The sequence below is a fragment of the Hymenobacter piscis genome, from assembly GCF_018760735.1.
In the GTDB taxonomy this organism is placed as follows: Bacteria; Bacteroidota; Bacteroidia; order Cytophagales; family Hymenobacteraceae; genus Hymenobacter; species Hymenobacter piscis.
In genome coordinates this window covers 154,177-168,385 of sequence record NZ_JAHHZN010000003.1, presented here as the reverse complement: position 1 = coordinate 168,385, position 14,209 = coordinate 154,177, and the positions used below count along the sequence as shown (strand labels likewise).

Annotated in this window: 10 protein-coding genes; 1 reads left to right on the top strand and 9 read right to left on the bottom strand. The window is 63.4% G+C overall.

What is annotated here, in order from left to right:
• Nucleotides 1-19: 19 nt before the first annotated feature.
• The 5 genes from KLP40_RS04605 to KLP40_RS04585 form a co-directional block, all read right to left on the bottom strand.
• Nucleotides 20-1,600, bottom strand: coding sequence for a S8 family peptidase (locus KLP40_RS04605; protein WP_215592523.1), 1,581 nt, complete (start codon nucleotides 1,598-1,600; stop codon nucleotides 20-22).
• A gap of 217 nt (nucleotides 1,601-1,817) precedes the next feature.
• Nucleotides 1,818-3,752, bottom strand: a complete 1,935-nt coding sequence (locus KLP40_RS04600; protein WP_215592522.1) for a KUP/HAK/KT family potassium transporter — start codon at nucleotides 3,750-3,752, stop codon at nucleotides 1,818-1,820.
• A gap of 194 nt (nucleotides 3,753-3,946) precedes the next feature.
• A complete protein-coding gene (locus tag KLP40_RS04595; RefSeq protein ID WP_215592521.1) occupies nucleotides 3,947-4,636 on the bottom strand; it encodes a hypothetical protein in 690 nt (229 codons plus the stop codon).
• Nucleotides 4,637-4,739: 103 nt separating this feature from the next.
• The gene (locus KLP40_RS04590; protein WP_215592520.1) at nucleotides 4,740-5,375 is read right to left on the bottom strand and encodes an FKBP-type peptidyl-prolyl cis-trans isomerase; all 636 of its coding nucleotides are present in this window, start codon (nucleotides 5,373-5,375) and stop codon (nucleotides 4,740-4,742) included.
• A 286-nt stretch (nucleotides 5,376-5,661) separates the two neighbouring features.
• Nucleotides 5,662-5,799, bottom strand: coding sequence for a hypothetical protein (locus KLP40_RS04585; protein WP_215592519.1), 138 nt, complete (start codon nucleotides 5,797-5,799; stop codon nucleotides 5,662-5,664).
• Between the two features lie 211 nt (nucleotides 5,800-6,010).
• Between KLP40_RS04585 and KLP40_RS04580 the strand changes: the two genes are divergently transcribed.
• Nucleotides 6,011-6,550 carry a hypothetical protein gene (locus KLP40_RS04580; protein ID WP_215592518.1) on the top strand — a complete coding sequence of 180 codons (540 nt, stop codon included), beginning with the start codon at nucleotides 6,011-6,013 and terminating at the stop codon, nucleotides 6,548-6,550.
• Between the two features lie 75 nt (nucleotides 6,551-6,625).
• Here the strand turns inward: KLP40_RS04580 and KLP40_RS04575 are convergent, their stop codons facing one another.
• The 4 genes from KLP40_RS04575 to KLP40_RS04560 all read right to left on the bottom strand — a co-directional run bounded on the left by KLP40_RS04575 (nucleotide 6,626) and on the right by KLP40_RS04560 (nucleotide 14,124).
• On the bottom strand, nucleotides 6,626-7,732 hold the full coding sequence (locus KLP40_RS04575) for an OmpA family protein (RefSeq protein ID WP_215592517.1): 1,107 nt from the start codon (nucleotides 7,730-7,732) through the stop codon (nucleotides 6,626-6,628).
• A gap of 118 nt (nucleotides 7,733-7,850) precedes the next feature.
• A complete protein-coding gene (locus tag KLP40_RS04570) occupies nucleotides 7,851-9,680 on the bottom strand; it encodes a peptidoglycan D,D-transpeptidase FtsI family protein (protein ID WP_215592515.1) in 1,830 nt (609 codons plus the stop codon).
• Nucleotides 9,681-9,983: 303 nt separating this feature from the next.
• On the bottom strand, nucleotides 9,984-10,553 hold the full coding sequence (locus KLP40_RS04565) for a hypothetical protein (RefSeq protein ID WP_215592514.1): 570 nt from the start codon (nucleotides 10,551-10,553) through the stop codon (nucleotides 9,984-9,986).
• 91 nt (nucleotides 10,554-10,644) lie between these two features.
• Complete coding sequence (locus KLP40_RS04560; RefSeq protein WP_215592513.1) at nucleotides 10,645-14,124, bottom strand: methylmalonyl-CoA mutase family protein; 3,480 nt, start codon at nucleotides 14,122-14,124, stop codon at nucleotides 10,645-10,647.
• Nucleotides 14,125-14,209: the final 85 nt, after the last annotated feature.

The window sequence follows — 14,209 nt, the reverse complement described above, 5'->3', positions numbered from 1 at the left end:
ATTCTTAATTTTTAATTGACTACAGCGCCGGTGCGCCTACGGCGGTGGCCACGTTCACGCGGCCCCAGCCGAAGCTGGCGTCGCGGCGGGCGCGGTTGGAGCTGGCGGCCACGAGGCGGTTGAGCAGTTGCGCCCGGGTGTCAGAGGGGTAGCGGGCCCAGATGACGGCGGCCATGCCGGCCATGCTGGCGGTAGCTACCGAGGAGCCACCCACAGTGCTGGGAGCATCGCCGCTCATGGCCAACGTAAGGGGCCGCCGGTTGTTGCTGGCGCGTTGCATCACCACGGTGAACTCCACGGCCGGGCCCACGTGGCACTCGTCGCAGCGGGTTTTGAGGTCGTCTTTTATGCCGGTAACGGCCACCGCCTCGGGCAGGGAAGCGGGGTAGATGACACCCACCCAGCCGGCCGACCAGTCGAAGGAGGTGCCGGCGGCGCAGAAGATGAGCTTTCCTTTACCGTAGGCGTAGCGGATGGCATCCGCCATCTGGCCCGAGGACGTGAGCCGGCCCATGCTCATGCTTACAATGCGTACATCGGGGCGGTTGGCGGCCAGCAGAAAGGCATCCGTCACGCCCTGCACTTCGCGGCTGGCATCCAGAAATACGTCGGTGGCGGCCCGCACCACAATCAGGTTGGCGTTGTAGGCCACGCCCGCGGCGGCGCCGTCGGTGCCGCGGGGGGCGGCGCAGGCCCCGGCCATGCTGGTGCCGTGTCCGCAGTCGTCGTTGGGCGTTTCGGTGGCACCGTAGGGAATGCCGAAGATGGTGTTGCGGGGCAGAGTCACGAGGCGCTCAATGGTACGGCCGGTGCTTTGCCCCTGGTTGAAGGCTGCGCCCAGGTTTTCCTGGTCCGCGGAGGAGCCGGTGTCGATGATGAGTACCTTCTGGCCCCGGCCGGTGCTTTGGCCCCAGGCTGTGCGGATGCCGTGGTACTGGTCCTGCTGGTGCCACGATGACTTGCTGCCGTCCGGGAACACCGTGTAATCGGAGCTGGGCGTGAGGCCGGCGGTGGCCGTGTTGTTGCCGCAGCCGCTGCTCAGGGCCCCGGCGGCAGGTCGGTTGGCAGTGGGGGCGGCGGCCGCCGCCCCGTGGGGCTCGTAGCCCATGGGCTCGGCATAGCGCACCAATCCGGAGGCGCGCAGGGCCTTAAGGGTCCCAAGCTCCCGCACCGTAACGGTAAGTACCGGCAGGGCATTGGGCTCGAAAACGCGGAGCTTATCCAGGGTCAGGTCGGGGTGGGCTTTCTGCTCCTCGGCCAGAATCAGGGCCAGCACCTGCGCCCGGGCCTGCTCCCACTCCGCCGCCCTGCGCGCATCATCGGGCAGGCGCAAATCCCGGTTGCCGGCCGGCTGATACCCCACCGACAGCACGTGGTCGGACTGCTGGAGGGCGCTCCAGACGGTGTGGACGGAGGCCGCGTTCCAGTCGAACTGCCCGCGCTGGCGCAGGCCGCTGATGATCTGGTCGTTGAGCTGTTGGGTGGTCAGCGCCGTCGTCGGGTCGGGCAGGGGCCGGGGAGCCTGCTCGCGGGAATCGGCCTGGCAGGCGGCCAGCGCCAGGGCCAGCAGCGCAACGGGCGCAAGGGTAAGGGTACGCATCGGATAGTGGGGTTTTGGTTGGGAAAAGAACGATGGCATAAATAAAACGAAATATTGGATAAGTGCAACATGTGGCGGGTAAGCCAGCTCGCCGGGCCCTGCGGCCCGAGCCTGATTCGGACGGCCAAGCCCGCATTCGGGCTAGGACAGGGCGCAAAAAAAAGTCCCGCTGCCGGGCAGCGGGACTTCGAAAAATTATCCGGGAGAAATCCGGCCGCTAGCCGATGCGCTCCAGGGCGACCTCCCGGACGGGAGCAATAACCAGCGGGACTTTCTCCACTTTCACCGAGCTCGTATCGAGGCCGAAATACTTGTCTTCGGAAGCAATAAACTGCTTGATGTAGAAGTAGGCCTGCATGACGAGCTTCTCCACCAGCGGGAAGTCGTTTTCCACCGACAGGAACTTCTCCAGCACCACAAAGCGGAAGTCGCCCGTCACGTGCTGCTTGCTCAGGGACTCGTAGCGGGACGTAATATCCACTTCCTTGTTGCGCACGAGCTCCTCAATCACCTTGCGGAAGTAGAGGTTGATTTTCTGCTCGACCCGGAAGCCGAGGCGGAACGTGATGCGGAATACGTCGCCCTTGGCCAGCTCCGTCACCTTGTACTCCATGGTGTAGGGCTCGTCGGTGGTGTCCACGTGCACAAACCAGTAGATATCGGCCCGTTTGGGACGCTTCTGGAAGATGGAGTAGATGATCTTGGATTCGATTTCCGACTGGCGCTCGGCCGAGGTCATGAACACCAGATGCGTGGCGTACTTCGACACCGATTCGTCGCTGCTGAGTTCTTTGAGGGCTTCTACGTAAGGCTCAATCTTGACGAACTCCGTGAGGCGGCGCTTGATGTAGAAGGCCCGCAGCCACACGTACATCACGCCCACCAGCGTGGCCCCAATGGCCAGCGACACCCAGCCGCCGTGAGGAAACTTAATGAGGTTGGCAATCAGAAACGAGCCCTCGATGGCCCCGTACACCAGCGCGAACAGCACAATGGCCGCCAGCGGCACCCGCTTGGAGCGCAGCCACGTGGTGAGCAATATGGTGGTCATGAGCATGGTGAGCGTGATGGCCAGCCCGTAGGCCGCCTCCATGTTCTCCGATTTCTGGAAGTAGAGCACCACGGCCACGCAGCCCAGCAGCAGCAGGCGGTTCATGCTGGGCACGTACAGCTGGCCCTTCACATCGGTGGGGTAGTTGAGCTTTACCTTGGGCCACATGTTGAGGCGAATGGCCTCGGCCACCAGCGTGAACGAGCCCGTGATAAGGGCCTGGGAGGCGATGATGGCGGCAATAGTGGCAATACCGATGCCGATGAGCAGAAACCACGCGGGCATGAGCTCATAGAAGGGGTTGCGGCCGTTGAGCTGCTGGCCCTGGTGGGCAACCAGCCAGCCGCCCTGGCCCAGGTAGTTGAGCACCAGGCAGCTCTTGACAAAAATCCAGCTGATGCGGATGTTGCCCTTGCCGCAGTGGCCCAGGTCGGAGTAGAGGGCCTCGGCCCCGGTGGTGCACAGAAACACGGCACCCAGCAGCCAGAAACCGCCGGGGTAGTTTACCAGCAGATTATAGGCGTAGTAGGGGTTGAGGGCTTTCAGAATTTCCGGGTGGGCCAGAATGCCGCTCACGCCCAGGGCCGCCAGCATCGAGAACCAGATAAACATAATCGGGCCGAAGGCCTTGCCCACAATCTGGGTGCCGAAGCTCTGGAGCAGAAACAGGCCCGCAATGATGCCGATAACGATGGGCACCGTCGGGATGCCCGGATACACCGCCTCCAGCCCCTCAATGGCCGAGGAAACCGAAATGGGCGGGGTAATGACGCCGTCGGCCAGCAGGGCCGAGCCCCCGATAATGGCCACGGCCGAGAGCCAGGCTCCGCGCCGGCGCACCAGGGCGTAAAGCGAGAAAATGCCGCCTTCCCCGTTGTTATCGGCATTGAGCGTGAGCAGCACGTACTTGATGGTGGTCTGGAGCGTGAGCGTCCAGAACACGCAGGAAATGCCCCCGAACACGAGCAGCGGGTCAATTTGCCCGGGCACGATGGCCTTCATCACGTACAGCGGCGAAGTGCCGATATCCCCGTAGATGATGCCGAGGGCAATGAGCAGGCCGGCCGTGGAAATGGCAGAGTGCTGGTGTTTAGCGTCCATGAGGTAAGGGGAGCTGGTAAGAAGGAGGCAGGTTTTTTACAAACGGGGCCGAAGGTAGTGGATGCCGCGGACTTCCCGCCCGGCGCCGCCTGCCCAACTACCCGGCAAAGCCCGTTAGCCAGGGCCCGAACCGGGACCCCGCCCGTCGATAAAGCCGACATTCCGGCCCGCTGAATGGCGCTCCGGCCCCGGCGCTAGGCTGATTCCGGGGCAGGCGGGAGGGCCTGATAGTCGGCGCGCTGCAGGTAATAGGCCGCCGTTGCCGCCGCCTCGTGGTGGCGCTGACGGATGCGCTGGTTGGCTTCCTGGGCCAGCCGCTGCCAGCTGCGCGCCCCCCCCGACAGGGCGAAGTGACGCGCTTCCTGACCGGGGCGGTGCAGGCGCCACCGGTTGGTGCCGCGGCCCCCCCAGGCCATCAGCACCACTCCCAGGGCCATGCCCAGGGCGGCCGGCAGGCTGCGCAGCCAGTACTGCAGAAATCCGAGCAGGAATCCGCAGAAGCTGAAGGCCCCCAGCAATACGCCCAACAGCCAGCGCACCGGCTGCACGTCCACGGCTTCCAGCTCCCGCCAGGCAAACAGCTCCCCGTCCAGTTCCAGCCCCTCGTTGCCCAGCACCAGGCGGCCGTCTTCGCTGCGCTCCACGGCAAACTGCGCCGCGGGCGGGGGCGGCAGCAGCCGAAAGCCGGCGTTTTCGGCCGCAGCAGGTTCCGGTGGGTTGGTAACCGGTGGCGTAGGGCCGTCGGCCCCGGGGGCCTGGGTTGGAACGGGGGACGGCAGGGAAGGGGAATCGGGCTCAGACATACCGGAAAAAGCCCCGCTGGCCGTAGTGGTTCGTACCCAGTGGGGTGGTACGAGGCGCACGGGCGGCAGCGGGGCTTTCATTGAAGGGGAAGTGGATGACAGGTAAGCGGTTCGGAGGAAGATGAAATGCAAGCCTGTTACACAACAAAAGTGCGGCAAGTCCGGCTTGCTTTCCCCAGCCCGGCTACTTGTTCACTTTCAGCAGCTCCACATCGAAGATGAGGGTGGTATCGGGGCCAATGTCGCGGCCGGCTCCGCGCTTGCCGTAGGCCAGGTCGGAGGGGATGTAGAGGCGCCACTTGGAGCCCTCGGGCATCAGCTGCAGGGCTTCTGTCCAGCCGGCAATTACCTGGTTTACGCCGAAGGTGGCGGGCTGGCCGCGCTGGTAGGAGCTGTCGAACACGGTGCCGTTGATGAGCGTGCCGTGGTAGTGGGTAGTCACTGAGGAGCCGGGGCCGGGCTTGGGGCCGTTGCCTTCGGTCAGTACTTCGTACTGGAGGCCGCTGGGCAGGGTCGTAACGCTTGGTTTGCCGGCGTTTTGCTGCAGGAAGGATTCGCCTTCGGCTTTGTTGTTGCTCATATCGTTGGAGTTGGGGGTGTCGTCGTCGTCGTCCTGGCCGCCGCCAAGCTGCTCCTGGAGCTGCTGCATGGCGTTCTGCATCTGCTCGGGGGTGAGGCGGCTGGGCTCTCCGGCCACGGCCTCTTTCATGCTCTGGGCAAATACGTCCACGTCTACCTCCAGGCCCTGCTGGGCGAAGTTGCGGGCCATGTCGCGGCCGATGATGTAGCTGATCTGCTCTTTCAAGCCATCCAAATTCATAAATCACGGAGTTGCGCTGATGAAGGCTCTGTGGCCGCTCTTGTCTACGGCCGCAGTAGCCCGGAATCAGCTGGTGAAAAACACGGAGCGGGGGCCCCCAGTGGGCCGCTGCCAGTGTGAAGTACCGAAAACCGCCGCGAAAGGATGTTGTTTTTTTCGGGTCGGCCAAGTAAACCGTTGATTATGAGCAACGGATTATGCGCAGTTCGTGTCTGCCGGAGGGCCGGAACGCAGGAAACCCCGCCGAAGGGGCAGGGTTTCGGAAAAACATCGGCCGAAGCGGCGATTAGCAGAAGTGCAGCTCTTCCTCGTCGCGCAGGTCAAAAAACAGGTTCAGGTCCAGGACCTGGGCCGCCAGAAAGCTCAAAGACCCCAGGCCGCCGAGCAGCAAAAGGGAAGAAATGGTGGCAGTGCGCTTGTTCATGCGAGTATCGTTAGGTGATGTAAGTCAGTTTGTTGACTGCAAAGATACTACGCAAAGTTGACGAAAGTGTTATGCAAGCATCATTTATTTGTGAAGCCGGTCGGCCCTGGCCCAGCAGTCCGGCATGCCCGGCCGGACAGGAGAGGGGCAGGGCTGCCGAACGGGTTTTGTGGCTTACTTTTGCCTGCTCCTTCACTTTTTATTCGTTCGTATGAAATTCCTCTTTACCCTTCTTTTATGTGTTTCAGGACCACTGGTGCAGGCCCAGTCCAGCCTGTTGCTTAACGGGATGCGGGCGGCCACTTCGGCCGCCACGCTGGCGGCGCGCAAGAGCAAGGCCAACGCCCACAAAAAGGCCGGCGCGGCCCCCGAAGCTGCCACGCCATCGTCGGTTGGCCGGCCGGCTCCGGTCACGCCGTTTACCTACCAGGGGCAGGTTGTATCGCGGCAGCGCACGGCGGCCGGCACGCTGAAAGGTAAAGGCGTGGAGCAGATTATGGCCCTGGAAGCCGCCCTCGAGCAGAGCCACCAGGCCCTGCTGGCCGATTCGGTGCAGCCCTTCCTGCCGGCCACCCAAACGGAGGCCATCATGCAGGCCGCCCGCGAGGCGGCGGCGGCCCGGCCTGGTTGGAATTATGCGGCTTATCAGCAGGAGCTGGCTTTTTATCAGCAGGAAGATGCCCGCCGCCAGCAGGCCCTGCTACCCGCCCCGGCTGCTCCCGTCAAGCCCGGGCGTAAACCCCGCAAGTAGCCGGGCCCGCGCCCCGTTCCGCGCCCACTGCCGCCCCCGGCCGTGGGCGCGTTTTTTATGGGCGGGCCCCGGCGCTTATTCTATCACCCGTACTTCCACGCGGCGGTTGCGGGCATCGGGCGAGGGGTGCAGGGGGCGGGCGTCGCCGTAGCCCACGGTACTGATGCGCCCGGCCGCCACCCCCGCTGCTATCAGCCGCTTTTTTACCGCCTCCGCCCGCTGCTCCGACAGCACCAGGTTCTTCTGCGGCTCCCCGATGCGGTCGGTGTGGCCGGCTACTTCAATATGTAGCTCGGGGCGGGCCTGCAGCTCGGCCGCCAGCCGGGCCAGGGCGGGGCGGGCTTCGGCCAGCAGTTGGGCCGTCCCCAGTTTGAACAGCACCGTAGGCAGCACTACCGGCGTAGTACTGAGCAGCGCTGGCTGCGGGGCAGAAACCGCCGCTACCGTGGCCGGCAGCGGCACGGCCGCCGCCCGGCCGATCTGCGCGGCGGCGGGAGCCAGCGGTTCTACGGCCGGCGGCGGCACGACGAGGGCCGGTCCGCCCACGCGCACCGTAATGGGCACCAGGGCACTCTGGCTGGTGGGATAGTAGCCCTGGGCTAGGTAGAAGGTTGTCGTTTGGGTGAGGCGGGTGCGGTAGGCGTTGCCGGTGGCCAGGGGGCGCTGGCGCTGGGCGTCGGCGTACCAGAGCACGTTGCGGCCCGAAACGCGGATGGTCGTTTCGGCCCCGGCCGGCACCGTGGCGGCCGATTTGAGCACTACCCGGTAGAGCGTGAAGTCGCCGGTGCTGCAGTTGCCGATGGGCTGGTAGGCGGCGCGGCCGGTGAGCTTTTCCTGGGCCGCATCGTAAGTGAAGCGGATGGCCCCGGCGCACCAGTAGCTGAAGGGCGACTGGCCGGTTTCATTCAGCTTGCGACCGTGCTCGAGGCGCAGGCCGTCGGCCGTGCGCGTGCCCCGCACCTGAAACGTTACGGTCACCGCCGGGTCGTCGCCAACTTCGTGGTAGAGCACCCCGAACAGGCTGCCCGATTTGCCCTGCTGCAACCGCAGCTCGGCGGGCCAGTAGCCAGCTTTATCCTCGGGGTCTAGTTCCACGCCCTGCCAGAGTCCGGACAGGGATTGGGCGCGGGCGGAAAGGGTGGTACACAGCAGCAGAACCGGCAGCAGGGTTTTCCAGATCATCAGTCAGCCAGAAAAGGAGCGGAGGGGAATTGCCGAAAAGACGACTTCCCGCGGCTCAAAGGTTGCGTTCCGGGTGGTAGAGACACAATATTTTGTGTCTCTACCACCCGGGGGTGCATCAATAACCCGACCGGGCGCGGCGCTTGATGCGGGCTTCCCAGTTCCGGCGCTTCGGCGCAATGCTCCCGCGCAGGTACTTTTCCATGACCATGACAGCGCAGGGGGCGGCGGCGGTGGCTCCGAAACCGGCGTTTTCCAGGTACACAGCCACGGCAATCTGGGGGTTGTCGGCGGGGGCGAAGCCGACGAAGGCGGCGTGGTCGTCGTCCTCGTCGGAGCCGTTTTCCACGGTGCCGGTTTTGCCGGCCACCGCAATGCCCACGTCGGCCAGGCTGGAGGCTTCGGCGGTGCCGCCGCGCTCGAGTACGGCCTTCATGCCGGGCAGCAGGGCCGCGAAGTGGGCGCTGTCGATGAGGGTGTGGTGCTTCACTTTGAAGCGGGGCAGGGGCCCGCCGGTGCCGATGCCGCGCACCAGGTGGGGCGGGTAGTACCAGCCCCGGTTAGCGATGATGGCGGTCATGTTGGCCATTTGCAGGCCCGTGAGATTGATTTCGCCCTGGCCGATGCTGAGCGAGTAGATGGAGCGGTAGGTCCAGCGCCGGGTCTGGCGGGCCCGGTCGTAGTAGGCCGGGGTGGGCAGGAAGCCGGGCGCTTCGCGGGGTACATCGGTGCCCAGCACTGAGTCGAGGCCGAAGGAGCGCACGTAGCGCCGCCACTGGGCCAGGTTGGCGTGGCGGGCAGCCACCGTATCCGCGGCCAGGCTGTCGGGCACCCGCTCGATGAGGTTGCGCATCACTTGGTAGAAGTAGGGGTTGCAGCTGTACTGCAGGGCCACCGTGAGGTTGCGCGGGCGCGGGTGGTCATGCACGCAACTGATGAGCGACTGGTCGCAGCGGAAGCCGGTGGCGGGGCTGATGGCGCCCAGCTGCAGGGCCACGGCGGCATTTACCAGCTTGAACACCGAGCCGGGCGGGTTGGCCAGGGTAGCGGGCCGGTTGAGCAGGGGCCGGTCGTCGCTTTCCAGCAGCTCGGCCCGGGTGCCGGCCTGGTCGGGGGCCGTTATGATGCTGGCCGAGTACACCGGGCCCGAAACGAAAGCCAGGATTTCGCCGGTGCGCGGGTCGAGGGCCACCAGGTAGCCCTTGCGGTTGCCTAACAGCTTTTCGGCGTAGGCCTGGAGCTTGACGTCGAGGGTCAGGTGCAGGTCCTGGCCGTCCTGGAAGAGCGTGTCGCGGGTCCAGCTGCCGTGGGGGCGGCCCTGGGCATCTTCGAGCGGGTGGGCGTAGCCGCGGTGGCCGGCGAGCAGGCCGTTGTAGTAGCTTTCCACGCCGCCGTTGCGCAGGCGGTAGAAGCGGCCCCGGGCCGCGCGCCGGGCCTGGCCCAGAAACGGCTGAGCCTCCGCCGACCAATACCCGAGCACTGGTGCCCCGGCCGGGGTGGTGTAGGTGCGCCGGGGCCGCTGGCCGAGCGTCAGCGTGGGCCAGGCGGCACTGTCGCGGCGCACCCGGCTCACTTCGGCCGGGGTCAGGCGCAGCTGCACCGGGTAGCGGGTGGCACCGGGGTAGGGCCGGGCCTCGGCGAAGCGGCGGCGCACGGTGGTGGAGTCCCAGCCCAGCAGCTGGCCCAGGGCCAGGGTATCGAGGGCGCCGCGCCGGGGCAACCCGAGCAGAAACTCGGGGCGGGTGGCCACCAGCACCGAATCGTGGCGGTCGAGGATACGGCCGCGGCGCGGGACGCCGGGCAGGGCCACGCGGCGGGCGGTGTAGCGCACGCGCACATCGGGGGCGGTTGGGGCCTGGGTGGTGGATTGGTCGGGGGAGGAGCAGGCGGCCAGTCCGGCCAGCAGTGCCAGCAGGCCGTTTCGCCAAATAATGAGAGCCGTGCGCATGGGGTAAAGCTAGGCAATTGCCGGGCTTCGGCGGCGCGGTTTTCGGTGAACCGCGCGCGGGGCGGGTTGGGCACGGCAGGGTTGTGCCGGGTAGTGGCGTTACAGGCCGCTGTAGAGGCGCGTATTCGCGTTTCGTCGTTGCTGATGTTGTTTGCCGTGAAAGAACATAGGCGTCGCCGTTCAACGATGAGACGCGAATACGCGTCTCTACAGCAGGTATCTACGGCTCGCGAAACTGCTATATACATCTCTGCATTCGGCGTGACCGTTCAGCAGAATGCCGTTCGTATTTTTAAAATGCTGTCATTTGTTGATGGTAAAGTGGTAGAAAGATGTATCAGGATTGCTTTTAAGAAAGTAGATTCTGCTTCCATTGATAGTGATAACCTGATCTATAAAACCGTTATCGGTAACAGGATATTTATTAAATATAATAGTGCTGCCTGTTCTCTTGTATGTTCCACTAAATGTTTCACTGCCTAGCATCCAGGTCGCAGTTATTATGTAGTGGCCGTCTGTATATAAGTGCATATCCATTCTGCTTTGCTCGTCAAGAAAAGTCGCGTCAACTACTTTATTTCCATAAAATAAGCCGTTTCTATATCCATATAGAAGCGTGCCAAGGAGGAAAATGATAATTACCGGAATGATTCGTGTATATGTTGGCCATTGCTTATTATTAAGGCTTTCTGATATGGCTGTAAAAATGTATTTGGTAAATAATATGCTTGATGCTAATAATAAGAATGCAGCAATGGACTGATAAGTAGTTGCAAAGTCTAGTGAAATAATTAGGAATAAGCAAAAGGCTATAATGGCTAGTATTAAAGTCTTGGTCCAGCAGGTTTGGATATGTTTGTTATCTGAAATCATCGGCTGTACTAAAATAGCGTGGGAAACTAGTTAACAAAAAGGGTGCTACCTCAGCAAGGTAGCACCCTTTTCGAATTAGTTTAAAAGCGCATTACATATTCCGCCGGTACTGCCCGCCGACCTCGAACAGTGCGTTCGTCACCTGGCCCAGGGAGCAGAACTTCACCGTTTCCATGAGTTCGGCGAACAGGTTCTCGTTGGCGACGGCGGCTTGTTGCAGCTGCTTGAGGCGCGCAGGGGCCTGGTCGGCGTTGCGGGCGTGCAGGGCTTGCAGCATCGTAATCTGGTACTGCTTTTCCTCCTCCGTGGCCCGGATAACCTCGGCGGGCTGCACCGTGGGCGAGCCTTTGGAGGAGAGGAAGGTGTTCACCCCGATAATGGGCAGCTCGCCGGTGTGCTTCTGCATCTCGTAAAACAGACTTTCTTCCTGAATCTTGCCGCGCTGGTACATGGTTTCCATGGCGCCCAGCACGCCGCCGCGCTCCGTGATGCGGTCAAACTCGAGCAGCACCGCTTCCTCCACCAGGTCGGTGAGCTCCTCAATGATGAAGGAGCCCTGCAAGGGGTTCTCGTTGCGGGCCAGGCCCAGCTCCCGGTTGATGATGAGCTGAATGGCCATGGCCCTGCGCACCGATTCCTCGGTGGGCGTGGTAATGGCCTCGTCGTAGGCGTTGGTGTGCAGGGAGTTGCAGTTGTCGTAGATGGCGTAGAGGGCCTGCAGGGTGGTGCGGATGTCGTTGAAGTCGATTTCCTGGGCGTGCAGGCTCCGGCCGCTGGTCTGGATGTGGTATTTCAACATCTGGGAGCGGGCGTTGGCGTTGTACTTGAGCTTCATGGCCTTGGCCCAGATGCGGCGCGCCACCCGGCCCATCACGGCGTACTCGGGGTCCATGCCGTTGGAGAAGAAGAACGACAGGTTGGGGGCGAAGTCGTTCACGTCCATGCCCCGGCTCACGTAGTACTCCACGAAGGTGAAGCCGTTGCTGAGCGTGAGGGCCAGCTGGGTGATGGGGTTGGCCCCGGCCTCGGCAATATGGTAGCCCGAAATCGACACCGAGTAGAAGTTGCGCACCTTCTCCCGGATGAAGTACTCCTGCACGTCGCCCATCAGGCGCAGGGCAAACTCGGTGCTGAAGATGCAGGTATTCTGGGCCTGGTCTTCCTTGAGGATGTCGGCCTGCACGGTGCCGCGCACCTGGCTCAGGGTGCGGGCCTTGATGGCCTGGTACACTTCGGCGGGCAGCACCTGGTCGCCGGTTACGCCGAGCAGCAGCAGGCCCAGGCCGTCGTTGCCCTCGGGCAGGGGGCCCTGGTAGCGGGGACGGGGCTGACCGTAGCCGGCGTACAACTCGTCGATTTTGCGGTTCACCTCGTCTTCCAGCCCCTGCTCTTTGATGTAGAGCTCGCACTGCTGGTCGATGGCGGCATTCATGAAGAAGGCGGCCACGGTGGCGGCCGGCCCGTTGATGGTCATCGACACCGAGGTGGTGGGGTTGGCCAGGTTGAAGCCCGAGTAGAGCTTCTTGGCGTCGTCGAGGCAGGCGATGCTCACGCCGGCGTTACCGATTTTGCCGTAGATGTCGGGCCGGTGGTCGGGGTCTTCGCCGTAGAGCGTCACCGAGTCGAAGGCCGTGCTCAGACGCTTGGCGGGCAGGCCCATGCTCACGTAGTGGAAGCGGCGGTTGGTGCGCTCGGGGCCGCCTTCGCCGGCAAACATGCGGGTGGGATCTTCGCCCTCGCGCTTGAAGGGGAACACGCCGGCCGTGTAGGGGAATTCGCCGGGCACGTTTTCCTGGAGCTGCCACTTGAGCAAATCCCCCCAGGCCGTGTAGCGCGGCAAACTCACCTTCGCAATCTGGGAGCCCGAGAGGCTGGTGGTGTGAGTCTGGAGGCGCAATTCTTTGTCGCGCACCTTGAACACGAACTCGGGCGCCTTGTAGGCGGCTACCTTCTGCGGCCAGGTCTCCAGGAGCTTCCAGTTTTGCCCGTCCAGGCGAAGCTTGACCTCCTCGAAGGTCGCCGCCAGGCCGGCCACGAGTGCTCCGGGCTCGATTCCGGGGCGGCCTGCGCCGCTGCTGTTACTAACTGCTCCGGCTCCGCCGGAGAGGCTTTCAACGGCTCCGAGGGCTTGACGGATTCCGTAGAGCTGCTGAGCGACGTCAGCTTGTTTGTGAACCCACTGGTCATACTGGCGGTTGGTTTCGGCAATTTCAGACAAATACCGCGTGCGGTGCGGCGGAATGATGTAAATCTTCTCGGAATCGACCTTCGACGTTTCCAGGTGGGAGGCGAAGGCGGCCCCGGTACGCTCCTCCACGGTGGCCAGAATGGCGCGGTAGAGGCGGTTCATGCCCGGGTCGTTGAACTGGCTGGCAATGGTGCCGAACACGGGCATCTCGTCCAGGGGCTTATCCCAGAGGCCGTGGTTGCGCTGAAACTGCTTGCGCACGTCGCGCAGCGCGTCCAGGGCCCCGCGCTTGTCGAACTTGTTGAGGGCAATGACGTCGGCAAAATCGAGCATGTCGATTTTTTCCAGCTGGGTGGCCGCCCCGTACTCGGGTGTCATCACGTAGAGGCTGGCGTCGGAGTGCTCGATGATTTCGGTGTCCGACTGCCCGATGCCGGAGGTTTCGAGGATGATCAGGTCGAACCCGGCGGCGCGCACCACGTCCACGGCGTCCTGCACGTACTTGCTCAGGGCCAGGTTGCTCTGGCGGGTGGCCAGGCTGCGCATGTACACGCGGGGGCTGTTGATGGCGTTCATCCGGATCCGGTCCCCGAGCAGGGCCCCGCCGGTTTTGCGCTTGGAGGGGTCCACGGATATGATGGCCATGGTCTTCTCGGGGAAGTCGAGCAGAAACCGCCGCACCAGCTCATCCACGAGCGAGGACTTGCCCGCCCCGCCCGTGCCGGTAATGCCTAGTATTGGGGTTTTAGTTGTCGGTTGTTGGTTGTCAGTTGTCAGGCCGTTCGGTTGGTCGCCTGACAACTGACAACTATCAACTGACAACTCCCCGCGTACGCGCTCAAACTCCTCGGGGAAATTTTCGGCGGCGGAGATGAGGCGGCCGATGCTGCGGGCGTCCTTTTCCCGGAGGTGGCTGACTTCGCCGTTCAGGTGCTGGCCGGTGGGGAAGTCCGACTTTTCGAGCAGGTCGTTGATCATGCCCTGCAGGCCCAGGGCGCGGCCGTCGTCGGGGGAGTAGATGCGGGTGATGCCGTGGTTCTGGAGGTCCTCAATCTCGGCGGGCAGAATCACGCCGCCGCCCCCGCCGAAGAGCTTGATGTGGCCCGCGCCGCGCTCCCGGAGCAAGTCGTGCATGTACTTGAAGTACTCGTTGTGGCCGCCCTGGTAGGAGGTAATGGCAATGGCCTGAGCATCTTCCTGAATGGCGCAGTCCACGATTTCCTGCACCGAGCGGTTGTGGCCCAGGTGAATGACTTCGGCGCCGCTGCTCTGAATAATGCGGCGCATGATGTTGATGGCCGCGTCGTGCCCGTCGAAGAGGGCGGCGGCCGTCACGATGCGGACGTGGTTTTTGGGTTTATACGGAGCTACGGGAGCTTGCATAGCGGGAGAACGGTTGGGTGGGTTTTGAAAGGCTAAGGTACGAAACAGGTTGTGAGGGGCCGTATTAAACGCAATCCGCCCTGCT